The organism is Roseovarius confluentis (genome assembly GCF_002917925.1).
Classification (GTDB): domain Bacteria; phylum Pseudomonadota; class Alphaproteobacteria; order Rhodobacterales; family Rhodobacteraceae; genus Roseovarius; species Roseovarius confluentis.
The window spans coordinates 442,924-466,394 of the sequence record NZ_PPFE01000004.1 but is presented as its reverse complement, the minus strand read 5'-3'; the positions used below and the strand labels follow the sequence as shown (position 1 = coordinate 466,394).

The 23,471-nt window shown below is 66.3% G+C and carries 28 protein-coding genes; 7 read left to right on the top strand and 21 right to left on the bottom strand.

All coding sequences use genetic code 11. The features are described 5' to 3' along the window. Nucleotides 1-6 precede the first annotated feature (6 nt). The 12 genes from pal to ruvC all read right to left on the bottom strand — a co-directional run bounded on the left by pal (nt 7) and on the right by ruvC (nt 8,775). Entirely contained in the window at nt 7-522 is a 516-nt protein-coding gene (pal, locus tag C2I35_RS12805) for a peptidoglycan-associated lipoprotein Pal (protein WP_103763414.1), read from the bottom strand. 83 nt (nt 523-605) lie between these two features. Continuing rightward, entirely contained in the window at nt 606-1,934 is a 1,329-nt protein-coding gene (tolB, locus tag C2I35_RS12800; protein WP_103763413.1) for a Tol-Pal system beta propeller repeat protein TolB, read from the bottom strand. 1 nt (nt 1,935) lies between these two features. After that, nucleotides 1,936-2,298, bottom strand: a complete 363-nt coding sequence (locus C2I35_RS12795; protein ID WP_103763412.1) for a cell envelope integrity protein TolA — start codon at nt 2,296-2,298, stop codon at nt 1,936-1,938. Continuing rightward, on the bottom strand, nt 2,295-3,464 hold the full coding sequence (locus C2I35_RS12790; RefSeq protein WP_338020420.1) for a cell envelope integrity protein TolA: 1,170 nt from the start codon (nt 3,462-3,464) through the stop codon (nt 2,295-2,297). The genes C2I35_RS12795 and C2I35_RS12790 overlap by 4 nt, the downstream gene beginning before the upstream one ends. Nucleotide 3,465: 1 nt before the next feature. Continuing rightward, nucleotides 3,466-3,939 (bottom strand): protein TolR, encoded by a 474-nt coding sequence (tolR, locus tag C2I35_RS12785; protein WP_103763411.1) that lies wholly within the window; start codon nt 3,937-3,939, stop codon nt 3,466-3,468. 1 nt (nt 3,940) lies between these two features. After that, a complete protein-coding gene (gene tolQ / locus C2I35_RS12780; protein ID WP_103763410.1) occupies nt 3,941-4,636 on the bottom strand; it encodes a protein TolQ in 696 nt (231 codons plus the stop codon). Between the two features lie 116 nt (nt 4,637-4,752). Continuing rightward, nucleotides 4,753-5,142, bottom strand: a complete 390-nt coding sequence (gene ybgC, locus C2I35_RS12775) for a tol-pal system-associated acyl-CoA thioesterase (protein ID WP_103763409.1) — start codon at nt 5,140-5,142, stop codon at nt 4,753-4,755. Nucleotides 5,143-5,260: 118 nt separating this feature from the next. Beyond that, nucleotides 5,261-5,797, bottom strand: a complete 537-nt coding sequence (gene thpR / locus C2I35_RS12770) for an RNA 2',3'-cyclic phosphodiesterase (RefSeq protein ID WP_103763408.1) — start codon at nt 5,795-5,797, stop codon at nt 5,261-5,263. Between the two features lie 3 nt (nt 5,798-5,800). Beyond that, entirely contained in the window at nt 5,801-6,436 is a 636-nt protein-coding gene (locus C2I35_RS12765) for a hypothetical protein (RefSeq protein ID WP_211286140.1), read from the bottom strand. 89 nt (nt 6,437-6,525) lie between these two features. Continuing rightward, nucleotides 6,526-7,554 (bottom strand): Holliday junction branch migration DNA helicase RuvB, encoded by a 1,029-nt coding sequence (ruvB, locus tag C2I35_RS12760; protein ID WP_103763407.1) that lies wholly within the window; start codon nt 7,552-7,554, stop codon nt 6,526-6,528. A 58-nt stretch (nt 7,555-7,612) separates the two neighbouring features. Further along, nucleotides 7,613-8,284, bottom strand: a complete 672-nt coding sequence (gene ruvA / locus C2I35_RS12755) for a Holliday junction branch migration protein RuvA (RefSeq protein ID WP_103763406.1) — start codon at nt 8,282-8,284, stop codon at nt 7,613-7,615. Then, on the bottom strand, nt 8,281-8,775 hold the full coding sequence (ruvC, locus tag C2I35_RS12750; RefSeq protein ID WP_103763405.1) for a crossover junction endodeoxyribonuclease RuvC: 495 nt from the start codon (nt 8,773-8,775) through the stop codon (nt 8,281-8,283). Before ruvC ends, ruvA begins: the two co-directional genes overlap by 4 nt. A gap of 305 nt (nt 8,776-9,080) precedes the next feature. Between ruvC and C2I35_RS12745 the strand changes: the two genes are divergently transcribed. Further along, the gene (locus tag C2I35_RS12745) at nt 9,081-9,272 is read left to right on the top strand and encodes a DUF1127 domain-containing protein (RefSeq protein WP_103763404.1); all 192 of its coding nucleotides are present in this window, start codon (nt 9,081-9,083) and stop codon (nt 9,270-9,272) included. Nucleotides 9,273-9,404: 132 nt separating this feature from the next. Here C2I35_RS12745 and C2I35_RS12740 read toward each other — a convergent pair whose 3' ends face one another. From C2I35_RS12740 to C2I35_RS12730, 3 genes are all read right to left on the bottom strand, one after another. After that, on the bottom strand, nt 9,405-9,758 hold the full coding sequence (locus C2I35_RS12740) for a hypothetical protein (protein ID WP_103763403.1): 354 nt from the start codon (nt 9,756-9,758) through the stop codon (nt 9,405-9,407). A 110-nt stretch (nt 9,759-9,868) separates the two neighbouring features. Continuing rightward, a complete protein-coding gene (locus C2I35_RS12735) occupies nt 9,869-10,744 on the bottom strand; it encodes a 50S ribosomal protein L11 methyltransferase (RefSeq protein ID WP_103763402.1) in 876 nt (291 codons plus the stop codon). Nucleotides 10,745-10,766: 22 nt separating this feature from the next. Next, entirely contained in the window at nt 10,767-11,999 is a 1,233-nt protein-coding gene (locus C2I35_RS12730) for an MFS transporter (protein ID WP_103763401.1), read from the bottom strand. 141 nt (nt 12,000-12,140) lie between these two features. Here C2I35_RS12730 and C2I35_RS12725 point away from each other — a divergent pair, with 141 nt between their 5' ends. Beyond that, nucleotides 12,141-13,205: a YeeE/YedE family protein gene (locus C2I35_RS12725; protein ID WP_103763400.1), complete on the top strand. Its 1,065-nt coding sequence runs from the start codon at nt 12,141-12,143 to the stop codon at nt 13,203-13,205. Between the two features lie 77 nt (nt 13,206-13,282). Here C2I35_RS12725 and C2I35_RS12720 read toward each other — a convergent pair whose 3' ends face one another. Next, complete coding sequence (locus C2I35_RS12720) at nt 13,283-15,484, bottom strand: primosomal protein N' (protein ID WP_103763399.1); 2,202 nt, start codon at nt 15,482-15,484, stop codon at nt 13,283-13,285. Between the two features lie 121 nt (nt 15,485-15,605). Between C2I35_RS12720 and fsa the strand changes: the two genes are divergently transcribed. From fsa to C2I35_RS12700, 4 genes are all read left to right on the top strand, one after another. Then, entirely contained in the window at nt 15,606-16,259 is a 654-nt protein-coding gene (gene fsa / locus C2I35_RS12715) for a fructose-6-phosphate aldolase (protein ID WP_103763398.1), read from the top strand. A 509-nt stretch (nt 16,260-16,768) separates the two neighbouring features. Continuing rightward, nucleotides 16,769-17,476, top strand: a complete 708-nt coding sequence (locus tag C2I35_RS12710) for a DUF484 family protein (protein ID WP_103763397.1) — start codon at nt 16,769-16,771, stop codon at nt 17,474-17,476. Beyond that, nucleotides 17,473-18,405, top strand: coding sequence for a tyrosine recombinase XerC (locus C2I35_RS12705; protein ID WP_103763396.1), 933 nt, complete (start codon nt 17,473-17,475; stop codon nt 18,403-18,405). Before C2I35_RS12710 ends, C2I35_RS12705 begins: the two co-directional genes overlap by 4 nt. Before the next feature lie 93 nt (nt 18,406-18,498). After that, nucleotides 18,499-19,194 (top strand): CDP-alcohol phosphatidyltransferase family protein, encoded by a 696-nt coding sequence (locus C2I35_RS12700; protein WP_103763395.1) that lies wholly within the window; start codon nt 18,499-18,501, stop codon nt 19,192-19,194. Here C2I35_RS12700 and C2I35_RS12695 read toward each other — a convergent pair. The 5 genes from C2I35_RS12695 to C2I35_RS12675 all read right to left on the bottom strand — a co-directional run bounded on the left by C2I35_RS12695 (nt 19,191) and on the right by C2I35_RS12675 (nt 22,713). After that, nucleotides 19,191-19,631: a methylated-DNA--[protein]-cysteine S-methyltransferase gene (locus tag C2I35_RS12695; RefSeq protein WP_103763394.1), complete on the bottom strand. Its 441-nt coding sequence runs from the start codon at nt 19,629-19,631 to the stop codon at nt 19,191-19,193. The genes C2I35_RS12700 and C2I35_RS12695 overlap by 4 nt on opposite strands. A 72-nt stretch (nt 19,632-19,703) precedes the next feature. Beyond that, nucleotides 19,704-20,651: an OmpA family protein gene (locus C2I35_RS12690; RefSeq protein ID WP_245890483.1), complete on the bottom strand. Its 948-nt coding sequence runs from the start codon at nt 20,649-20,651 to the stop codon at nt 19,704-19,706. 24 nt (nt 20,652-20,675) lie between these two features. Beyond that, a complete protein-coding gene (locus C2I35_RS12685; RefSeq protein WP_103763393.1) occupies nt 20,676-21,248 on the bottom strand; it encodes a peroxidase-related enzyme in 573 nt (190 codons plus the stop codon). Then, complete coding sequence (locus C2I35_RS12680) at nt 21,245-21,994, bottom strand: GNAT family N-acetyltransferase (RefSeq protein WP_103763392.1); 750 nt, start codon at nt 21,992-21,994, stop codon at nt 21,245-21,247. Before C2I35_RS12680 ends, C2I35_RS12685 begins: the two co-directional genes overlap by 4 nt. Further along, the gene (locus C2I35_RS12675) at nt 21,991-22,713 is read right to left on the bottom strand and encodes a competence/damage-inducible protein A (protein WP_103763391.1); all 723 of its coding nucleotides are present in this window, start codon (nt 22,711-22,713) and stop codon (nt 21,991-21,993) included. Before C2I35_RS12675 ends, C2I35_RS12680 begins: the two co-directional genes overlap by 4 nt. Before the next feature lie 46 nt (nt 22,714-22,759). On the opposite strand from C2I35_RS12675, the gene sfsA reads away from it, so the two are divergent. Then, the gene (gene sfsA / locus C2I35_RS12670; RefSeq protein ID WP_103763390.1) at nt 22,760-23,461 is read left to right on the top strand and encodes a DNA/RNA nuclease SfsA; all 702 of its coding nucleotides are present in this window, start codon (nt 22,760-22,762) and stop codon (nt 23,459-23,461) included. Nucleotides 23,462-23,471: the final 10 nt, after the last annotated feature.

The window sequence follows — 23,471 nt, the reverse complement described above, 5'->3', positions numbered from 1 at the left end:
TTCGTCCTAGCTTGTCGGCACCGCCGAGATCACCGTCACGGCCCGGCGGTTCTTGGCATAGCACGCTTCCTCGCTGCAGATCTCCAGCGGGCGTTCTTTGCCATAGCTGATAACCTTCAGACGCGCCGGGCTGACGCCCTTCGAAATCAGGTATTCCTGCACCGCGTTGGCGCGGCGTGCGCCCAGCGCGATGTTGTATTGCCGCGTGCCCTGCTCGTCGGCGTGGCCTTCGATGATGGCGTTGTATGCCGTGTTCGTGGCCAGCCATTGCGCCTGACCGTCCAGCGTCGCCGTCGCCGTGGGCGACAGGGTGGACTGGTCCACCGCGAACAACACGCGGTCTCCGATCGTCTGCTGGAAATAGAGCGGCGATTGCGGGTCCTGCGCGGTGCCCGCGACCCCGCCAGCCGTGCCGCTGCCGCCCGCGCCGTTGTTGTATTGGTCGCCGAACCGGTCGGGGTTGCTGCAGGCGCTTACCGCCAGCCCCGCCACCACGATCAGTGCTTTGCTCAGATGTTTCATATCAGTGCCCCACTCGATGCTTTGCTGCTCTTGAATTGGTTAATATCATAGGCCCGCAACGGATGCATGTCCCTTTTGCGGCCTCAGTTCTGCAGCGGTCCCCAGGACGGGTCCGACGCCCCGGTCTCGGTCCGAACCTGCTTGAGGTTGCGTCCGGTGATGTCCACCGACCACAGGCTCGACGCCCCCTGGGCGCCCTGCGTCTCGCGGGTGAACATGATGACCCGGCCATTGGGCGCCCATGTCGGCCCCTCGTCCAGGAAGGACGCGGTCAGCAGGCGCTCCTCGCTGCCATCGGTGCGCATCACGCCGATATGGAACCGGCCTTTGGACTGCTTGGTAAAGGCAATCAGGTCCCCGCGCGGCGACCAGACCGGCGTGCCATAGCGGCCCTGGCCGAAACTGATCCGCGTCGCCTCGCCGCCGCCCGCCGGCATGACATAAAGCTGCGGCGTGCCCGAGCGGTCGGATTCGAACACGATCCTGCTGCCATCGGGGCTGAAGCTGGGCGCGGTCTCGATCGACGGCGTGGTGGTCAGGCGCGAAGTCTGCCCGCTGCCGATGTTCAACTGATAAAGGTCGGTGTTGCCGCCCGTGGTCAGGCTGTAGACGATGGTCTGCCCGTTGGGCGCAAAACGCGGCGCGAAACTCATCTCGCCATCGGCGGCATTCAGCACGTTGCGCCCCGCCGTCGCCACGTCCAGCACGTAGATCTTGGGAAATCCGCTTTCGTAGCTGGTATAAAGCACCCGGTCGCCACCCGGCGAAAACCGTGGTGCCAGCACGATCGACGCGCTGTCCGTCAGGTAGGTCACATTGGCGCCGTCGTAGTCCATGATCGCCAGCCGCTTCTGCCGCGCATCCTTTGGCCCGGTCTCGGACACGAACACGACGCGGCTGTCGAAATACGGGTCCTCGCCCGTCAGCCGTGAATACACCTGGTCCGACACCTTGTGCGCGATACGCCGCCAGCCATCCACGGTCCCCACGAATTGCAGGCCGTCGCCCATCTGCTGCCCCGCGAAAACGTCGTACAGCCGGAACTTCACGACGACCTTTCCGGTGTCATCCACATTGACGCCGCCCACGATCAGCGCCTGCGCGTTGATCGCCTTCCAGTCCGCGAATTGCACCGGGCTGGAAAACGCGGTGACCCGCGCGATATGCGCATCCTGCGGAATTTCGCGGAAAAGGCCCGTGCCGGTCAGGTCGGCGGCGATCACCCGCGTGATATTGGCCGCCATCTCCTGCGCCTGGGCGCTCTCGGCCACGAAGTTCGGTACGGCAAAGGGCAACGGCTCGATCACGCCCTCGGTGATCTCGATCCTCAGCGGCCCGCTGCGCTCTTCCTGCGCCACCACCGGCGCCGCAAGGCCTGCAAGGATCGCCACAAGGGCCAGAAATACTCTCATGTCACTGCTCCCCTTCGACCACCGGGTCGAATGTCATTTCTATCTCGCGCCACGCCTCATGCTGCTCGGCTGGCAGGTCATACCCTTCGCGCCCGCATCTCAGGATGGCACGTCGCGCCGCCATGAAAGAGTCCGTGTCGGACATTTCACGGGGAATTGAGCGCAGGCTGTCGTCAACCACGGTGCCATCCCGGTTCATCTCGAACGCTACGGTGACAACCGCGCCGCCCTCGGCCGGGTTCCAGCAGCGCTGTACGTCCTCACGAAACCCGTAGATCCAGTCGGATGCCTGCGTCCCGAACACCGCCGCCGGGGCGAAAAGACCCGCCAGCACCGCCCCACCGATGATACCATGCCGTTTCATCGGATCCGCATGTTCTCCGGGTTGAAGGTCATCTCGATCTCGCGCCATGTCGCGAACTTCTCGACCGGCAGGTCATATCCCCGCGCGCCGCAGCGGATGATCGCCCGCCGCGCGGCCTCGAACGCCTGCTGCGCCGAGGAGTTGCTACCCCCCTCGCTGCCGATCATGCGGATCGAGTTGGTGATCGGGCGGCCATCCTCGGACATCGACACCGCCACCGTTACCGTGGTGGCCAGAGCGTCGGAACTCAGCGAGCCCACGTTCCAGCATTCCTGCACCGCCACCCGCAACCCGTCCTTTTCTCCTGCCGTCAGCGGCGGGCCTTGCGGATTGCCCTGCGGTTCGGGGTCGGCGCCCAGCGCCTCGGCCAGCGCGTCATTCACGGCCGAGCTGTCCGGGCTGGTGGCCTGCTCCGTTTCGGGCTCCGCCGCCGGTTCCGGGTCAGCTTGCTGTGCGGGCTCGTCGCGCGGTTCGGGGTCCGGGTCGGGCTGTGCCGCCGGGGTCGCCTGTTCCGGCCGCGTGCGCGGCCGTACCGAGCGCGGCGGCGCGGCGGACGCCACCTCTTCGGCCTCGGTCACGATCTCGGTCGTGGCCTCCTGCCGGGCGGTTTCCTCCTGCTCTGGAGTCGGCTCCTCGGCCTGCTCGGATGGCTCCGGCGCCTCCTGGTCCACATCTGCGATCTCGACATCCGGGTCAGGCTGTTCCACCGCCTCGGGGGCCACGCGCGGCGCCGGCCGGGGCTGTGGGCGGTCCGACTGTTCAGGCGCCAGGACGGCTGTATCTTCCTGAGGCGGCGTCGGTTCCTGCGGCGCGTCTGCGATTTCGGCCTCGGGCACCGGGATCGGCTCGGGCTCGACGGCCTCGGGCACCGGGTCCGGCTCGACGCTTTCGGTCACTTCGGGCTGGTCCTGCTCGGGGGCCGTGTCAGCCTCGCTGGAAAGCTCCGGCGTCTGACCCTCCTCGGGCGGCTCGGGCGTGTCGACATTGGCCACCGCATCCGGCGACGGCTCGGCGATCATCGCCGCGTATTCCTCTTCCGAGACCGCCGTCACCTCGGTGATCTCGAACGGCAGGGGCTCGGACTTGAACGCCCCGCCGAAGATGGCAAAGACGATCAGACCCGTATGGGCCACACCGGAAATGATCTGCCCGGTGTCCAGCCGCATCTCAGCCGCCCTGCTCGTCGAGCGTGGGGCCGCCGGTGTCCGTCACCAGCCCGATATTGGCAAAACCGCCCCGGTTCAGCGCGCCCATCACCTGCATCACGTCCGAATAGGGCACCGCCCCGTCCGCCCGCAGGAAAACCCGCGTGCTGTCACGCTCCGTCGCGATGGCGCGCAGCCGGTTCACCAGCTCGCCGCGCTGCACCTCTGTGGTCTGGATCATCACGACCCCCTCGGCGGTCAGCGTCACGGTCAGCGGCTCTTCCTCCTCGCCGGGCAGCGCATTGGCCGAGGTCTCGGGCAGTTGCACCGGCACGCCCACGGTCATCAGCGGCGCGGCCACCATGAAGATGATCAGAAGCACCAGCATCACGTCCACGAAGGGCGTGACGTTGATCTCGGCCATCGGGCGCGACCGCCCGCGCCCTCTGCGCCTGCGGCCTGAATCTCCCGATTTCTGGACGACACCCGCACCCATGTCAGCTGTCCAACTGCCGGCTCAGGATGGTTGCGAACTCGTCGGCAAACGCCTCGTAGCTCGCCACGATGCGGTCGGCATCCGCACTCAGCTTGTTGTAGAACACCACCGCCGGAATGGCCGCCAGCAGGCCCAGCCCCGTCGCCAAGAGCGCCTCGGCGATCCCCGGCGCCACGACGGCGAGGTTGGTATTCTGCTGCTCGGCGATCTCGATGAAGGCGTTCATGATCCCCCAGACCGTCCCGAACAAGCCCACGAAAGGCGACACCGACCCGATCGAGGCCAAAATGGTCAGCCCGCTCTGCAGTTTCTCGCTTTCCTTGACGATCGCCACGTCCATGCTGCGGTCGATCCGCGCCGTGGCCCCCGCGATCAGCGCGCCATCGGTGCGATGCGACCGCCGCCATTCGCTCATCCCTGCGGCAAACACCCGCTCGGACTGCCCCGCCGGGTCCGGCCCGATCTCGTCGAACAGCTCGTCCAGTGGCTCGCCCGACCAGAAGCGGCGGTCGAACCGTTCCGCCTCGGCGCGCGCCTTGCGATAGGTGATCGTCTTCTGGATGATGATCGACCACGCCCAGAAGGACGCCACGATCAGCATCAGCATCACCAGTTTCACGATCAGCGTCGCGCGTGCGAATAGCGCCCACAGCGAGAAATCCATCTCCTGTGCCATTGCCAGGGTTTCTGCTTCCATCTGCCTGCTCTTTTGCTTGTCCGGGCCTTGTTGTCTGGCCGTATTGAGAGTGAAACTAGACGATTTCCAAGTGGAAAGCCAACCTCAACCGCATTCGCGCGGTCAATTGCAGGTGATCAGTGCAGCATCAGGCGGATATTCGCCGGTAGCCGCGCCGGATGTCCGGTGTCATTGATGCAGACGATGGTCACTTGCGCGGAAAACACCAGTTCCTCGCCGCGCAGGACCCGCTGGTCCATGACCAGCCGCGCGCCCGTGACCGTGGTCACGGTCGTCCTGACCTCCAGTTCATCGTCGAACTTCGCGGGGTGATGATAGTCCGCCTCGACCCGCCGCACGGCGAACACCACGCCATCGTCGCGCCGCATCGCGTTCTGGTCGATGCCAAGCCCCCGAACCCAGTCGCTGCGCGCGCGCTCTATGTACCTGAGGTAATTGGCATAATAGACGATCCCGGCCATGTCGGTATCTTCGTAATAAACGCGGATCGGAAACGTGTGTGCCATGCCAGCCTTCTACGGCGCGGCGGCGGCGGCGGCAATCCCCAAGAGGGGGCTCTGCCCCACGGCGACCCTGCGGCTCACCGCTCCCCGGGATATTTCTGGCCAGAGGAAGATCCGGCGGCTACAGCGGGTAGTCGGCCAGCACGTCGTAGACCGGGCCATCCGGCGTCAGGGTCGAGCCGTAAAGACAGAACCGATCCACCGCGAACGGCCCCGCGCGGAACCCGCCATAGGCGCCAAGGAACGCGGTCAGCCGCCCCATGTCCACCGGCCGTGACCTTGGGAACCGCGCCAGCGTGACATGCGGGCGAAACCGTTCACGCGGCAGGTCGATCCCCGCCAGCCGCGCCGCGCCGCGCACCTTGTCGTGCAACTGCCGCAGCGGCTCCGCCTTGGCCACTTCGGCCCAGACGAGCGCCGGACGCCGCCCGCCCTGCGCCTCGATTCCGGTGAACTCCATCTCCCATGGCGACACGCGGATGTCTTGCAGCGCCGCGTCCAATTCCGCCAGCGCGGCCTCCGGCTGATCGTCGAGAAAGGCGAGCGTCAGGTGAAGGTTCTCCTCGTCCACCAGACGCCCCTGCCGCAGCGCCTCCTGAATCGGCAAGAGCGCCTCGATGGCCGCGTCGTCCAGCGGGACACCAACAAAGACCCGCAACGGCTACATCTGCCCCAGCCGCGCACACAGACGCAGTGCATGGCTCGCATCCTTCGCCACGGCGGGCATGACCGGATCGTACCCCGCCCGGATCACCGCGCCGATATCGGGCCGCAGGATCACCTGCCCCTCGCCCGCCTGCGCCAGCACCGAGCGGTCGGTGTATGCCGTGTCGGACCAAAGCAGGATCGTCTGCGCCACCTGCGCCAACGCCAGCGTGTCGGCGGGCACTTTCGACAATTGTTCATCCATGCGCAGGAAGACGAAGCTGGCCTTGATCGCGCCGGCCTCGTCAAAGCGGAAAATCCGGTACTGGTTGGCATCCGCCGCCTTCAGCCGCGCCACCAGCGGGCCAAGGTCGGGGATCATCCGGTCCATGTCCGGCACCTCCAGCAACTCGTCCCACTCCCGGAAGAAAAAGAACATCAGGTTCACGCCCAGTTCCGGGTCGGTCTCGGCCATCTGGTGACCTGCCATCATCACCACGGCCTCGACCGCGCCCTTGACGGTTTCCAGCGTCTTGTCGTCGGTGCCGAACACCACCGGCACGATGGGCCGCCCCCAGCGGGCAAAGAGGTATGAGCCATCTGCGCGGGTAAAGAGCGCTTCGACATCTTCGGGTGAAATCAGATCAGCCATGGCCCGCCTTTATCAAAGCCCGACTGCCTGGCAAAGCCCCCGGCTTTAACTGTTCCCAAAATACTCGAATCCCGACGGCGCAGCCCGTGTCACCGTTCGAATAGATCCCCCGACCCCGCCGCCTTGGGCGCGGCCATCCCCAGATGCGCCCAGGCCCGCGCCGCCAGCATCCGCCCCCGCGGCGTGCGCTGGATCAGCCCCTGCTGCAACAGGAACGGCTCGATCACCTCTTCCAGCGCATCGCGACTCTCGCTCAGCGCGGCACTCAGCGTTTCGATCCCGACAGGCCCGCCTTGATAGGCCTCGGCAATGAGGCGCAGGTAGCGCCGGTCGGCCCCATCGAGGCCCAGCCCATCCACGCCCAGCCGGGTCAGCGCATTGTCGGCCAACCCTTGCGTGATCCGCCCGTCGCCCTCGACCACGGCGAAATCCACCACGCGCCGCAAGAGCCGACCCGCCACCCGTGGCGTGCCCCGCGCCCGCCGCGCAATCTCCCGCGCGCCCTGCGCCTCGGCGGGCACACCCAGCTTCTGCGCGTTGCGCGTGACGATCTCGTGCAACTCCTCCTCGGTGTAGAATTGCAACCGCGTGGGTATCCCGAACCGGTCCCGCAAGGGCGTCGTCAGCAGCCCCAGCCGCGTCGTCGCCCCCACCAGCGTGAAGGGCTGCAACTCGATCCGCACCGTCCGCGCCGCCGGTCCCTCGCCGATCACCAGGTCCAGTTCGAAATCCTCCATCGCGGGGTAGAGCACCTCTTCCACCGCCGGGTTCAGGCGGTGGATCTCGTCGATGAACAGAACGTCATTGGCCTCGAGGTTCGTCAGGATCGCCGCAAGGTCGCCCGCCTTGGCCAGAACTGGGCCGCTGGTCATCCGAAACCCAACGCCCAGCTCGCGCGCCATGATCTGCGCCAGCGTCGTCTTGCCAAGGCCGGGGGGGCCGTGAAACAGCGTGTGATCCATCGCCTCGCCGCGTTGTCGCGCAGACTGGATGAACACTTTCAGGTTGGCCCGCGCCTCGGCCTGCCCGATGAAATCGGCCAGCGCCTGCGGTCGCAAGGCGCGGTCCACATCCTCGGGCAAGGCCTCGGGGCGCAGGGTGGGGTCAGGCTCGGTCATGAATTAATCGTCCCACGTCCGCGCGGCAGGCCGCAAGGCCTGATGAGCGCATGGCCTGTCATCCCTTCGGCGCCAACAGCTTCAGCGCGGCGCGAATGAGGTCCGCCGTCGCCGCCTCGGGCATCTCGCCCGCCGCCTGCGCCACCGCGCCCGCCGCCTCGCCGGGGCCGTATCCGAGGTTCGTCAGCGCCGACAGCGCCTCGGCCTGCGCCGCGCCGTCCGGGGCCTTGGCGGGCGCGGGCTTTGCCACCGGCGCCTCGATCACCTCACCCTCGTCCGCGACCACCTCCGGCGCGGCGACCGACGCGCTCGCGCCCATCGCCATCACTTCCGGCGCCTTGTCCTTCAGTTCGATCACCACGCGCTGCGCCGTCTTGGGGCCGATCCCCTTGGCCGCCTTCACCGCGTTCACGTCGCCCAAGGCAATCGCCCGGCCCACGCCATCCGGTCCCAGCGTGCCCAGGATCGCCAGCGACGCCTTCGCCCCGATCCCCTGCACGCTCATCAGCAGGCGGTGCCATTCCTTCTCGACCAGCGAGGTGAAGCCATAAAGCTGCAACAGGTCCTCGCGCACCAGAAGGTCGGTATATAGCGCCACATGCTCGCCCGCCCCCGGCAGCGCCGCCAGCGTCCGGTCCGAGCAATAGACGAGATACCCGACCCCCTTCACGTCAATCAGCACGTGATCGGCGGCGCGGTAATCGATGCGTCCCGCGATCCGCCCGATCATGCGCGCACCTTCTCTTTCAGCACTCGTGCAGGCCCGTGATGCGCATGACAGATGGCGATGGCCAGCGCGTCGGCGGCGTCCGCCCCGGCCAGCTCGACCCCCGGCAGTTGCACGCGCACCATGTGCGCCACCTGGTCCTTGCCGGCATGGCCCACGCCCACCACCGTCTTCTTCACCGTGTTGGGGGCGTATTCGCCCACATCCAGCCCGAACTGCGCCGGCACCAGCAGCGCGATGCCCCGCGCCTGTCCCAGCTTCAGCGTGCCGGCCCCGTCCTTGTTGACGAAGGTCTGCTCCACCGCCGCCGCGCCGGGCGCATATTTTTCAATGATATCCGTAAGTTGACCGTGCAGCGACAACAGCCGCGCCGCCAGCGTGCCCCCGTCCCCGTGGCAAATCCCGTTCGCCACATGGGTCAGGCGGCTGCCTTCCATGTCGATCACGCCCCACCCGAGGTTGCGTAGGCCCGGATCGATCCCGATGACCCGCATCTGCACTGCCCGCCCTTGCTTGTTTTTCAACGCCCTAGCACGAAACAAGAACAAACGCCAAGCACTTCCACGCGCAAAACCACCCTTCCGCGCCCTGCGCTGCGCGCGGATCACACCGCCTCGCCCCCTCCCCGCACAATATATGAACAGGAAAAATAAAGCATTAACATGACGTTAAGATAAATCAACCCATGCAATGCCTGCATAGTGACTATGCGGAAAATGCGTGTTGTCCGACTCCGCCGAACCTCCTAACTCCAGCCACAGAACAAGAAACGAACCGACTTATATCAAGGACCATGACAATGGCTGCAATCGACACAACCCGCAGCGTGCACCACGGCGCCCATTTCGGCTCCATCTTCGCGCGCATCCTCGCAACCGTCTCCGCCTGGAACGACGCCCGCGTCACCCGCAACGCGCTCAGCCGCCTTTCCGACCGCGAGCTGGACGATATCGGCCTGTCGCGCGGCGACATCGAACGCGCGATCCGCTAATCCCGGATCGCCCCGCCCGGCGTCCCCTCCCTGCGCCGGACAGCAAAAAGCCCTGCACGTGATCAACGTGCAGGGCTTTTCGTGTTCCGAGAAGCGTCTTTGGAGGGCAGAGAGGCCAGACGTAAAGGAACGTTACTTCACGAAGGGGCGCAGGTACTGCGCGATCACGCTGGACACCTGGTCCTTCTGCATCACGAAGGCGCCGGCCTGTTCGACCACGGTGCCGGATTTCAGCGCGTCAACGCGCTGGTCGTAGATCGTGCTGCCCAGATGCGCCAGGATCATCGCCTTGAACAGGAACACGCCCAGAACCAGGAACGCCAGACCGCGGACCGAAAAGCCCCGCGCGCGGGGCTTGGGGCGGAAAACGATCAGGCCTTCGCGCGTCACCTTGGCGGAATAGCCGTTGGCCAGGCGAGCCCGGTTGCGGTCGATCTTTTTCAGACGGGCATCGAAGCCCTGATAGTTGTCGGTCGCATTGGTCATGGCAGCGTTCCCAAACTCTGTTCATCCCCGTTCCCTTGTTGATGAAACTAGGTTTGAAATGTGGCAATTGTGGGGCAGCTGCCTTTAAAAAACTTTTTTTACAAGCGTTTTCAAACACTTTTGCGGGTTATTATCGTCGTCCACTCACCAATCTGTTCGCGCGATACGACACTGTTTCCGGCCTCGCTATAAACCGCCGCGACCTCGTCGGCCTGTTCATTCAGAATGCCGGATAGAATCACGTACCCCCCGGGCTTCAGCGCATGGGTGATTCCCGGCGCCAGCGCGATCAGGGGCGCTTTCAGGATATTCGCGAAGACCAGATCGAACGGCGCCGCCCCGGCAATGCCCGGATGCTCCAGCCCTTCGGCCTCCAGGCAAGTCACCCGGCCCACAAGATCGTTGGCCGCCACGTTGATCTCCGCCACCTCGACCGCGACCGCGTCGATGTCACTGGCAAGGATCGTCGCGTCGGGCCAGACCCGCGCCGCCGCCATCGCCAGCACGGCGGTGCCGCAGCCCAGATCCAGCACGCTGTCCAGCGGGCCTTGATCCGCGTTCAACCGGTCCAGCGCCTTCAGACAGCCCAGCGTCGTGCCGTGATGCCCGGTGCCGAACGCCATCGACGCCTCGATCAGAAGCGGCAGCGCATCCTCGGGCACCTTGTCGGCATCGTGACTGCCATAGACAAAGAACCGCCCCGCCACCACCGGCGTCAGTTCCCGCTTCACCTTGGCGACCCAGTCCGTTTCCGGCAGTTCGGACACGATGAAATCCTTGGCACCGTGCATCGACGCCAGCAGCGCCAGCCCCGCCGCATCCGGTTCCGCCTCGAAATAGCCGCCCACTTCCCACAGGCCAGAGCCGTCCTCCAGCTCGAACACGCCAACGCCCGTGGGCTCGGGTGTCAGACGTTCCAGCGCCTCGCCCAGGGCTTCGGCCTCGGATTTGCCGGGCAGGGTCGTCAAAGCGGTGAATGTGGGCATGAAGCCTCCCTTGTCGATCAGATCACTCCGCCGGGGCGGGCGCCCGGGCGGTCAGGATCGTCTCATACCCCGGTTCGGGGTGACGGGGAATAAGCATCGCAAGGATAAATGACACGCCGGCCATCGCGGCGGCCATCACGAACACCGCCACCGGCGACACCAGCCAGAGGTAGCCCAGCGCGGCGGGCAGGAAGACGGCGGCGATATGGTTGATCGTGAACGCCACCGCCGCGGTGGGCGCGATATCCCCCGGATCGGCGATCTTCTGGAAATAGGTCTTCAGCGCCAGCGCCAGCGCAAACAGCATGTGGTCCACCACGTAAAGCGTCGCCGCCAGCACGACGCCCCAACTGAAGAAATACAAGCCGCCATAGAGCAGGAACACGATCGCCAGCCCCGCATATTCAAAGAGCAGCGTCGCCCGTTCCCCGAACACATGCACCGCGCGGCCCATCAGCGGCGCGAACACCATGTTGGCCACAAGGTTGATCAGGTAGAGCGCGGTAACCTCGTGCACCTCGAAGCCGAACTTCTCGACCATCATGAAGCCCGCGAACACGATGAAGATCTGCCGCCGCGCCCCCGACATGAACTGCAGTGCATAATACAGCCAGTATCGCCGCCGCAGCACCATCTTCTTGATCTGCGGGTTGGGCGCCTCGAATTGCGGGAACGCGAAGACACAGTAGAGCGCGATCAGTACCGTCGCCCCGCCCGCGATCATGTAGACGGTGTTGTAGCTCAGATCCAGCGTCTCCCACGTCATCACGATCAGCACGTAAGCCACCAGCGTCGTGCCCGACCCGGCGGCCAGCAGCCAGCCCAGCATCTGCGGCGCGCGCTCCTTCTTCAGCCATTGCAGCTGCAACGACTGGTTCACCGTCTCGAAATAGTGAAACCCGATCGAACTCAACATCGTGATCGTCAGGATACCGCCAAGGCTGGGAAACCACGCGGTGATCGCCGTCGCCACGCCCAGCAGGATCAGCGACACCAGCGCCAGCGTCTGCTCGCGCATGAAAATGATGATGGCGATGACCCCGATGGCCAGGAATCCGGGGATCTCCCGCACTGTGTGCAACCAACCGATATCCGAGCCGTCGAACTCCGCCGCCTCGATGACGAAGTTGTTGAGCAGCGCCGACCACGTCGCAAAGGCCAGCGGCATCGCCGCAGCCATCAGGAACAGCAGCGCCACGGGCCGTCGCCAGATCGGCAGCTCCCGCGCCAGTTCAAGGGGGTATGTCCTCGCCATCCTCATGCTTTACGCCCATCTTTCCGCTTTGACCATTGCTTCGACTGCAAGGCGACTGTGCAAAAATACGCGGCCTGATCTGGATCAAGGCAGCAGGCCCGCCCCCGTGGCACGACCGCCTGAAACCGAAAGGCACGGGTCATGGACGTTCTCGCCCTCGTGGAATGGATCGGCGAAGCACCGGCAGCGGCGCTCTTGGGTCTGCTCACCGGCGTGATCTTCGGCGTCGCGGCACAACGCTCTCGCTTCTGCCTGCGTGCGGCGTCGGTGGAATTCGCCCGGGGCCGCATGGGCGACCGCATCGCGGTGTGGTTCCTGACCTTCTCGACCGCCGTCGTCTGGGTGCAGGGCGCGCAACTCTCGGGTCTCTTCCGCGCGTCGGATGCCCGCATGATGGCCGTCCCCGGCAGCTGGTCGGGCGCGGTGATCGGCGGGCTTATATTCGGCGCGGGCATGGTGCTGGCGCGCGGCTGCCCGGGCCGTCTGCTGGTTCTGGCCGCCACCGGCAACCTGCGCGCGATCACCGCCGGGCTGGTCTTTGCCGTCGCCGCCCAGATGAGCCTTTCGGGCATGCTCTCCGGCACCCGCACCGACCTTGCCGCGCTCTGGACCACGCAAGGTGGCCACAACATGAACCTGCTGACGACGCTCGGCCTGCCCTCCTACAGCGGCCTCATGATCGGCCTCGCCTTTGCCGCGCTGGCCCTCGTTGTCTCGCGCCGCAACCGCATCGGCGCGTCCCGCCTGATCTTCGCCTCCGGCGTGGGCTTCGCCGTCGCCGTGGGCTGGGTGTCGACCTTCGCGCTCGCCACCGTCAGCTTCGATCCCGTCGCGGTGACAAGCGCCACGTTCAGCGGCCCGTCGGCCAATACCCTGATGTACTTTCTGGTCTCCGACCCGGTGCTGAACTTCGACATCGGCCTCGTGCCCGGCGTCTTTCTCGGATCGTTCCTCGCGTCGTCCTTCGCCCGGGAGTTCCGCTTTCAAGGCTTCGAGGACGCCGCCAACATGCGCCGCATGATGACCGGCGCGGTGATGATGGGCTTCGGCGCGATGCTGGCCGGGGGCTGCTCGATCGGAAACGGCGTCACGGGGGCCTCGATCTTCGCCGGCACCGCGTGGCTGGCGCTCTTCTCGATGTGGATCGGCGCGATGGTGACCGATTTCCTGGTGGACCAGCGTGGCGTGGGCGCGCAACCTGCGTAGGGTGGATGAAAACCCACGCGGACCACGCAACGCCCCCACCCCGTCCCGGACTTGATCCGGGACCTCCCGCGATACGCTCACATGAAACTCTGAGGATCGATATCCACCGCCAGCCGGAACTGGGTCGACCCCTTCACCGGCGCAATCCACTGCGCCAGCGCCCCTTGCAACGCCACGCCCTTCGGCGCCTTCACCAGCAGCCGCACCCGATGCCGCCCCCGCACGCGGGCAATCGGCGCCGGCGCCGGCCCGAACACCTGCGCCCCCACGGCCCGGATCGGGCCATCGTTCCGCGCCAAGGCGTTGCCGATGTCGAACGCCTCCTGCATGTCGGTCGAGGACAGGATGATCCCGGCCATCCGACCAAAGGGCGGCACGCCCGCGTGCTGCCGCTCCCCGGCCTCGGCCCGCCAGAACCCTTCCTCATCCCCCGTCAGGATCGCCCGGATCACCGGATGCTCGGGCTGGAAGGTCTGCAACAGCGCCACCCCCGCCTTCTCGGCCCGCCCCGCGCGCCCCGCCACCTGCCGCATCAGCTGGAACGTCCGCTCGGCGGCCCGCAGATCCGATCCCTGCAAGCCCAGATCGGCGTCGATCACGCCGACCAATGTGAGATTGGGAAAGTTGTGCCCCTTCGCCACAAGTTGCGTGCCAACGATGATATCCGCGCCCCCCGCCGCGATCTCCTCGATCTGCGCCTTCAGCGCCCGGGCAGACCCGAACATGTCCGACGACAGCGTCGCCACCCGCGCTTCGGGGAACAGCGCCACCGCCTCTTCCGTCATCCGCTCCACGCCGGGGCCGACCGCGGCCAGCTTGCCCTCAACCTCGCAGGCCGGGCAGGCTTCGGGCATCGGCTTGGTCTCGCCGCACTGGTGACAGACCAGCCGCTTCAGGAACCGGTGCTCCACCATCCGCGCGTCGCAATGATCGCACCCCACCTGGTGCCCGCACGCCCGGCAGATCGTCACCGGCGCATAGCCCCGCCGATTGAGGAACAACAGCGACTGCTCGCCCTTTGCCACTCGCGCCTCGACGGCCGCCCGTAGGGTGGGTGAAACCCACGCATTGCTGGCCAGCCGCTCGTCGCGCATGTCCACCGCGCGCAACTCCGGCATCACCGCCGGCCCGAACCGCGCCGTCAGGTCCAGCCGCCGGTACTTGCCGGCCTCCGCATTGGCCCATGTCTCAAGGCTCGGCGTGGCCGAGGCCAGCACCACCTGCGCCGCACACAGGCTGCCGCGCAGCACCGCCATGTCGCGGGCATTGTAAAGAACCCCGTCCTCCTGCTTGTAGGAGGTGTCGTGCTCTTCATCGACGACGATCAGGCCGAGGTCCTGAAACGGCAGGAACAGCGCCGACCGCGCGCCCACCACCAGCTGGCACTGCCCCTGGCCCACCATCTTCCAGATGCGCCGCCGCTCGGTCATGGTGACGCCCGAATGCCACTCGGCCGGCTTCACCCCGAACCGCGCCTGCACCCGCGTCAGGAATTCCGACGTCAGCGCGATCTCCGGCAACAGCACCAGCGCCTGCCGCCCCTGCGCGATGCATTCCGCCACGGCCTCCAGGTACACTTCCGTCTTGCCCGACCCGGTGACACCGCGCAGCAGGGTCGTGCCGAACACCCCCTCGCGCAGCCCGGCCCTCAATGCCTCCGCCGCCACCGCCTGATCCTCGGTCAGTTCCGCCCCCGGTCGCGCCGGATCGAGCCTCGGGAACGGCGCATCCCGCGGCGTGTCCTCTTCGCGCACGACCCCCTGTTTCACCAACCCCTTCACGACCGAGGATGTCACCCCGGCCATGTCGCTCACTTCCTTCAGGGTGAACCCCAGCCCGCCATATTCCTCCAGCACGGCGATCACCTTGCGCCGGGCCTCGGTCTCGCGGTCTGGCCGCCCCTCGCCCAGGCGATAGATCTTCTGCATCGACGGCGGATCGCCTAGCCCCGGCGCGCGCGTCGCCAGCCGCAGCATCGCGGGCAGCGGCGTCAGCGTATAATCGGCGGCCTTCCGGATGAACGCCTGCAATTCCTCGCGCATCGGCGCCGCGTCCAGCACGCGAATGACCGACCGCACCTTGCTGATGTCATAATCCCCGGCCCCTGCGCCCCAGACCACGCCCAGCACCTTGCGCGGCCCCAGCGGCACCTCGACAAACGCGCCAAGATGACACCCGCCTTCGGGCGCCTTGTAATCCAGCACACGGCCCAAAGGCTGCGTCGTCAGAACGCCCACCAACTGGCCGGTCTCGAAAAAACTTGCACCGGAATACGTCAAAAACGGCGACCTTCGTCACGAGGTCCCGGGCCAGGTCCGGGACAGGGGTTTCGGGCGCATACCTTATGAGGTAAAGCATCCGACAGGAAACCCCAACGCGGCCAAGAGAGGGCCTTTCGAGATGAAATTCTTCGTAGACACCGCCGACGTCGACGCCATCAAGGAACTGAACGAGCTTGGCATGGTCGACGGCGTCACCACCAACCCCTCGCTGATCCTCAAATCGGGCCGCGACATCCTCGGAGTGACCAAGGAAATCTGCGACATCGTCGAAGGCCCGGTCTCGGCCGAGGTCGTCGCCGTCGAGGCCGACCAGATGATCGAGGAAGGCCGCAAGCTCGCCAAGATCGCCGACAACATCGCGGTGAAGGTCCCCCTCACCTGGGACGGGCTGAAGGCCTGCAAGGTGCTGGCGGGCGAGGGCAACATGGTCAACGTCACGCTGTGCTTTTCGGCCAACCAGGCACTGCTGGCGGCCAAGGCGGGGGCCACGTTCATCTCGCCCTTCATCGGGCGTCTGGATGACATCAACCTCGACGGCATGGACCTCATTGGCGACATCCGCACGATCTATGACAATTACGGCTACGAGACCCAGATCCTCGCCGCCTCGATTCGCACGGTCAACCACGCCACCCAATCGGCCCTGATCGGCGCCGACGTGATGACCGCGCCGCCGGACGTGATCAAGAAAATGGCCGCGCACCCGCTGACCGACAAGGGGCTGGAGGCCTTCCTGGCGGATTGGGAAAAAACCGGGCAGAAGATCCTGTAATCGGCGGCCTGCGACGGGCAGGCCTACTGTCGGTCATGCTGAAGGTTGCGCGTCACCGCATGCGACCCAGTGTACGGTTACGGCAGCTTCGAGGCCTTGGAGGTGTCGTCGATTTCGAGCCCCCAGCCGGTTAACAGCCGCGAAGCGGCCCGGCTATCGTCAGCCCCTCCCCTGGGCTGGCGATTTGGCCGAGGCTGGGCGCAACAATCCTTCCGAGGATGTGCTTGGCAGGCATAAAGCGCTTCAGAATTGTCGTCGGATCGCCACCCCTGGGGCTGGCGCTCGCCTCCGTCACGAACGGCCGCTCCGTCCTGCAAAACCGACGCTTCAAACACAGACGCCCTTGCAGATTTTTTGAAAGAGGCATTCGAATTTCAAGAGCCGAATTGTCTTGGGGTCCTGCACCCAAGCGCCACGCGATGGGTAAAAATCCGACCATTTCCAAGAAATTTATTGCGGCACCACCCCGCCGCATCTGATAAGCTTCCTAAAAATAATCAGAGGCACACATGAGCAGCAAGCCCGAGATCAACGACCAGATGCGCGACCACATCATCGCGCAACCCGATGTTATCCTTGAAGATCAGGACCTTATGCGCGCCCTCATCGCCGCCAACGAACGCGCGATGGGCAACAATATCGTCGACCTGCGCGGCATCGCCATGGACCGGCTCGAAGCGCGGCTGGAACGGCTGGAGGACACCCACCGCTCGGTCATCGCCGCCGCCTATGAAAACCTCGCCGGCACCAACCAGGTGCACCGCGCCATCCTGCGCATGCTCGACCCGGTCGAGTTCGAGGATTTCCTCAAGGATCTCGGGGGCGACGTCGCCACCATCCTGCGGGTCGACTGCGTCAAGCTGGTGCTGGAATCCGTCCAGAATGACGACGACCCCGCCGTCAAGCGACTGGGCGACGTACTGTCCGTGGCCGAACCCGGCTTCATCGAACACTATCTCGGCGCCCGCCACTCCGGACCCGTGCGTCAGGTCACCCTGCGCCAGGTTCACGAGGGCGACGACCGCATTTATGGCCGCGAGGCCGAGTTCATGCGCTCCGAGGCGTGCCTGCTGCTCGATTTCGGCGAAAACCGCCTGCCCGGCCTGCTGGTCCTGGGCTCCGAGGACCCGCACCAGTTCAGCCCGCAACAGGGCACCGACCTCCTGTCCTTCTTCGCGGGTATCTTCGAACGGGCGATGCGCCGCTGGCTGTCATGATCTCGGCCGCGGCCCGCGACGCGCTTCAGGCCTGGCTCGATCATCACAAATCCCTGCGCGGCGCCTCCCCCCATACGCTCGACGCCTATTCCCGTGACGTCGCGGATTTCCTCGCCTTCATGACCGAGCACAAGGGCGCGTCCCAGGGCCTCGGCGCGCTGGCCAAGCTCACCGTGTCGGACATGCGCGCCTGGATGGCCTTCACACGGGGCCGCGACGTGGGCGCCCGCAGCCTCGCGCGCAAGCTTTCTGCGGTCAAAAGCTTCTTTCGCTGGCTGGCCGAGCGCGAAGGGGTTGACCCGGCGGCGGTCCTCGCCGCCCGCGCGCCCAAGTTCCAGCGCAAACTGCCCCGGCCCCTGTCGCCCGACGCCGCGCGCGACGTGATCGAGACCACCGAGACCCAGCACCCCACCACCTGGATCGGCGCCCGCGACCAGGCGGTCGTGACCCTGCTCTACGGCTGCGGGCTGCGCATCTCCGAGGCGCTTGGCCTGACGGGCCGCGCCCTGCCCGTGGGCGACAGCCTGCGGATCGTCGGCAAGGGCGGCAAGGAACGCATCGTGCCGGTCATCGCCCCCGCTCGCACGGCCCTCGCCCGCTACCTCGACCTCTGCCCCTACCCAACCGAGCCCGACACGCCGCTTTTCCGTGGCGCGCGCGGCGGGGCGCTCTCGCCCCGTGCGGTGCAGAAACTCATGGCCAGCGTCCGGATGCAGCTTGGCCTGCCCGCCACCGCCACGCCCCACGCCATGCGCCACAGCTTTGCCACGCACCTGCTGAACGCCGGCGGCGACCTGCGCGCGATCCAGGAACTCCTGGGACACGCCTCCCTCTCGACCACCCAGGCCTACACGGCGGTCGACACCGCCCGCCTGATGGAAGTCTACAACCAGACCCACCCCAAGGCGCGCACGCCCGGCAAGGCCTGACCCTGTCAGCCCAAAGCCACAAAGCCTCCACCAGACGCCGCACGCATGTATTTGCAATTGCATCCCTGCGCCCGATCCCCCATCACGGGTGCCATGAGCCTGCGTATGAAAGCCCTTCTCGTGCACCTGCTGACCGCCACGGGTGCGGTCTTTGCCATGCTGGCGATGCTGGCCGCCATCCAGGAGAAATGGTCGCTGATGTTCCTCTGGCTGGTGGTGGCCTTCGCGGTGGACGGCATCGACGGGCCTCTGGCGCGCAAATACGATGTAAAGACCAACTTCCCGCTCTTCGACGGCGTGCTCCTGGATCTCATCATCGACTACCTGACCTACGTGTTCATCCCCGCCTTCGCGCTCTTTGAATTCGGCCTGCTGCCCGGCTGGACCGGCTGGGTCGCGATCATCATCATCACCTACTCCTCGGCGCTCTATTTCGCCGACACGCGGATGAAGACCAAGGACAACTCGTTTTCGGGCTTCCCCGGCTGCTGGAACATGCTGGCGCTCGTGCTCTTCGCGATCGAGCCCAACTTCTGGGTCTCTCTCACCATCGTGACGCTGCTGGCGGTCTCGATGTTCCTGCCGCTCAAATTCGTCCACCCGGTGCGCACCAAGCGCTGGCGCTGGATTTCCCTGCCGATGATCGTCGCCTGGACCTTCTTCGCCGGATGGGCCGCCTGGGTCGATTTCCATCCCGAAAGCTGGGCGCATTGGGGTCTCGTGGTGACCTCGGTCTACCTGACACTCGCAGGCGTCGCGCAACAGCTGATCCCCGAGCGCAACGGCTAGAGCAACAGCCCCGCCGCCCCCTCATGGCGCAGCAGCCAGACCTTGGTCTCGATCCCGCCCGCCCCGGAATAGCCGCCCAGCCCTCCGGCGCCCAAGACCCTGTGGCAGGGAATGATCACCGGGATCGAATTGCCCCCGCACGCCCCGCCCACCGCTTGCGCCGGCACGCCCAGCACCTTGGCGATATCGCCGTACTCGCGGGTCTCGCCCCACGGGATCGCCAGCATCGCCGCGCAGACCTCGCGCTGGAAGTCCGACCCTGCGGGGGCCAGCGGCAAATCGAACGTCTTCAAGCGGCCCTCGAAATAGGCCTCCAGCTGCGCGCAGGCCGCTTCCAGTTCAGGCCGCGCCTCCGACGCCCCGGCCTGCCCCCAGCCCAAACCGACAATCGACTCCCCGTCGCTCGTCACCCGTAAAGGTCCCACCGGGCTCTCCATCCCGGCCTCGAAGACCGCTCCCGGCTTTTTCTTGCCAAAAATACTCAAATCCCGCCCTCTCGGCCCCTTGCCTCACTCGGTATTGAGCAGCACCGCCTCCACCCGCCGGTTGGCCTCACGCCCCGCATCCGTCAGGTTCGAGGCGACGGGCGCAAGATATCCCATCCCCTCTGCCTCCAGCTGGATACGCGGGATGTCATACTCCGACACCAGCCGCTCCAGCACCGCCGCCGCCCTTCGCCGCGACAACGCGGTATTGTTCTCCAGCGTGCCGACCGTGTCGGTATGGCCCACCAGCGCCACGCGCCGCTCGGGGTCTTCTCGCAGAAACGCCGCCAGCGCCTGCAAGGACGGGTGCGGGCCGGGCCCCAAGGACACCGTGCCGGTCTCGAAATCGAGGTCCGACAAAACCGCGTGCCCGGCCTGCGTCAGCCGCTCCGCCAGGGGCCCTGTGGCCGCGTCCGGCACGGCGCCGGTTGTCACCGTCTCCGGCCCTGCCGCACCGTCCTCGGCAGACAGGTTCCCGGTCGCGGCCTCGGACTGCGCCAGCCGGATCACCTGGATATAGCCGCTGCCCGACACCTGGCTGACCACCACGGTCACGTAGTCCGACACGCCGTCATCGCCCTCCTTGCGGGCCGACAGGAAGCGATAGTCGCGCAGGTCCACGAACATGTCCGGCGCGGGCAGAACAGGCGTGTTGAACCGGAAATCGAAGCCGCCGCATTCCCGCGCGGCACAGTCCAGCATGATGGAATATCCCGCCTCGACGATCTGACGCCGCAAGGGCCGCTGCAATTGCAGGCTGGTCAGCCCCGGCGCATCCAGCCGCCACGCCTGCTGCAGGAAAAACCCTTCGGCGTCGATCGCCGGGATCTGCCCGTCGGCATAGACATCCGTCGGCACAAGATAGGCTTCGGCGGCGCGGCGCACCTCCCGGGTCATCGTGGCGCCCTGCGGCAAGGTCAGCTCCAGCGCCCCGGCGCCACCAGCAGCCCAAAGGCCCAGCGCAATTCCCAAAGTTGTCGCCCGCGGCCCCACTGTCTAGCGGGCCTGTCCGTGATAGTCGGGATTGGGCTTCATGCCCACCGCGCTGGCCATCCGGTTCGACATGCTGAAGAACCCCACGACGGCGGCAATGTCCCAGATATCGCGCTCGGAAAAGCCCGCATCGCGCAACGCCTGCCGGTCCGCCTCCACCGTCTCGGCACTGGCCTTGGTAACCTTCTCGGCGAACTCCAGCATCGCCGTCTGCCGCGCGTCCAGATCGGCAGCCCGCCAGTTCATCACCATCGCCTCGCCCAAGCTCGGGTCGCCGGAGAGCGCGCGCACCGCGGCCCCATGCGCCACCTGGCAATACCAGCAGCGGTTGATCGAACTGACCACCACCGCGATCATCTCCCGCTCCAGCTTGCTCAGGCCACTGTCACCCAGCATCAGCTCGTTATACATCGCCGTGAAGGCGTTCAGCTTCTCGATATCGAACGCATAGGCCCGCAGCACGTTCGGGATCATGCCCAGCTTGTCCTGGCAGACATCGAAATACTTCCGCGTGTCCTCGGGCAGCGGGTCCGCCATCGGCAGGTTCAGGGCGGTGGGCAGATCATCCTGGCTCATGTGGTGCGGGCATCCTTCTTGATACGGTAATGGTACTGTCCCACAAGCGTCATCCCTAGGGAAGAGTAGAGCGCGTTGGCCGCATCGTTGGCGATGGTGCACAGCACGCTCACATGCGTGGCCCCCTGCCCGGCGGCCCAATGCGCCGCATGATGCGTCAGGTGCCGCCCCAGCCCGCCACGCCGCTCGCCCTTGCGCACTTCCAGCGCGTGGATCATCGCCACCCCGTCCGAGATCGCGACAAACCCGGTGGCGGCGGGCCGGTTCTCGGTCCGCCCGAAAAGCGAGGTCTTGGGCCCCTCCACCCGGCGCATCACGTCAACCCGCGCCGGCCCGATGCCGCCTTCCTTCCAGATATCCTTCTGGATCGCCATCGGCTCCCACAGGTCAAAGGTCGTCACCGGCGGCGGGTCCTCGGCGGTCAGCGTGGCGACCGGGCAGACATACATGTTCACCGGGTCGATCACGTCGTACCCGGCGGCCCGCAGCATCGCATCCAGCGACTCGTCGCCATGCCGGATCATGAACAGCAGGTCCTGCCCCATCTCGCGCATCTTCGCCTCGGCCTCGGGCAGCGCGTCGCGCGTCACTGGCGTGCCCGGCTCGCGCAACGTCGATGCCGAGACACGTTTGCCGCCGCCCCTGCCCTCGCGCAGGGTCCACGGCCCCGCGTCAAACATCTCGGCGGCGGGCCAGGTGGCCTCCGTCACGGCATACAGCGTCCTGGCATCGGGCAGCCCGCTCATGCCGGAAACGCCTTTTCCAACTCTTGCATCGCGCGTGTCACCTCCGCCTCGTCCTGTCCCCGGATCACCACGTTCACCCCGAACCTGCCGTTCACGATAAACGGGTACGACCCGAAGGACAGTGCGTCATACCGCTCCGCCAATGCGCCCAGCGGCCCCGCGATGTCGCCTTCGCCGCGTTCGACGCGCAAGGTCTGCGACACCACCGGCTGCCCGCCCGTCAGCGTCGGCAACAGCCCCTCGACCATCGCCTCGAAGATCTTGGGCACGCCTGCCATCACATGCACGTTCTCGAGGGTGAATCCCGGCGCCCCGCTCACCGGGTTGTCGATCAGCGTGGCACCCTCCGGCACCCGCGCCATGCGCAGCCGCGCCTCGTTGATCTCCAGCCCCTGCTTCTCGTAATGCGTCTCCAGGATGGCCCGCGCATCGTCACGCACCCCGATGGGCAGGCCAAAGGCCGCCGCCACGTTCTCGGCGGTGATGTCGTCATGGGTGGGCCCGATCCCGCCCGAGGTGAACAGGTGGTCATACGCCCCCGCCAACGCCTTGACCGCCGCCTGGATGGCGCCCGGGTCATCCGCCACCACGCGCACCTCCAACAGGTCGATCCCATGCTCGGTCAGACGGCCCGCGAGGTGATGCATGTTGGCATCGCGCGTGCGGCCCGACAGGATCTCGTCACCGATCACCAGCATCGCGGCGGTTGGGTTGGGCATGGCGGCTCTCCTTGCGGCAGGTCTTGCTCCGGTATAGGCATGGCCGATGCGCTTTCAAACCCCTCTTGAACCGGCCACGCTGATCCGCCGCTACAAACGCTTCCTCGCCGATATCCGGCTGGCGGACGGGCGCGAGGTCACGGCCCATTGCGCCAATCCCGGCTCGATGATGGGACTGGCGGACGAAGGAATGCGCATCTGGGTCGAACCCAACGACGACCCGAAGAAGAAGCTGAATTACGGCTGGCGGCTGGTCGATCATGGGCACGGGCATTTCACCGGCGTCGACACCAGCCTGCCGAACAAGGCCCTCAAGGCCGCGTTGATGGCCGGCGACATCCCCGAACTGGCGGCCTACGACACCGTCCTGCCCGAGCAGAAATACGGGGAAAACAGCCGGATCGACTTCCTTTTGCGCGGCGCGGACCTGCCCGACGCCTATGTCGAGGTCAAATCCGTCACCCTGTCGCGCGAACAGGGGCTTGCCGAGTTTCCCGACAGCGTCACCGCCCGCGGCGCCAAGCACCTGCACGAACTGGCGGAAATGGCCCGCGCAGGCCACCGCGCCATGCTCTTCTACCTCGTCCAGCGCACCGACTGCACGCGCCTGACCGTGGCCGCCGACATAGACCCCACCTATGCCGAGGCGCTGGTCATGGCCCGCCTCGCCGGGGTCGAGGTTCTGGCCTATGATTGTGCAATCACGCCCGAAGAGGTCGAAATTCGGCGCACATTGCCCCTGCGATGACCTGCCCCTC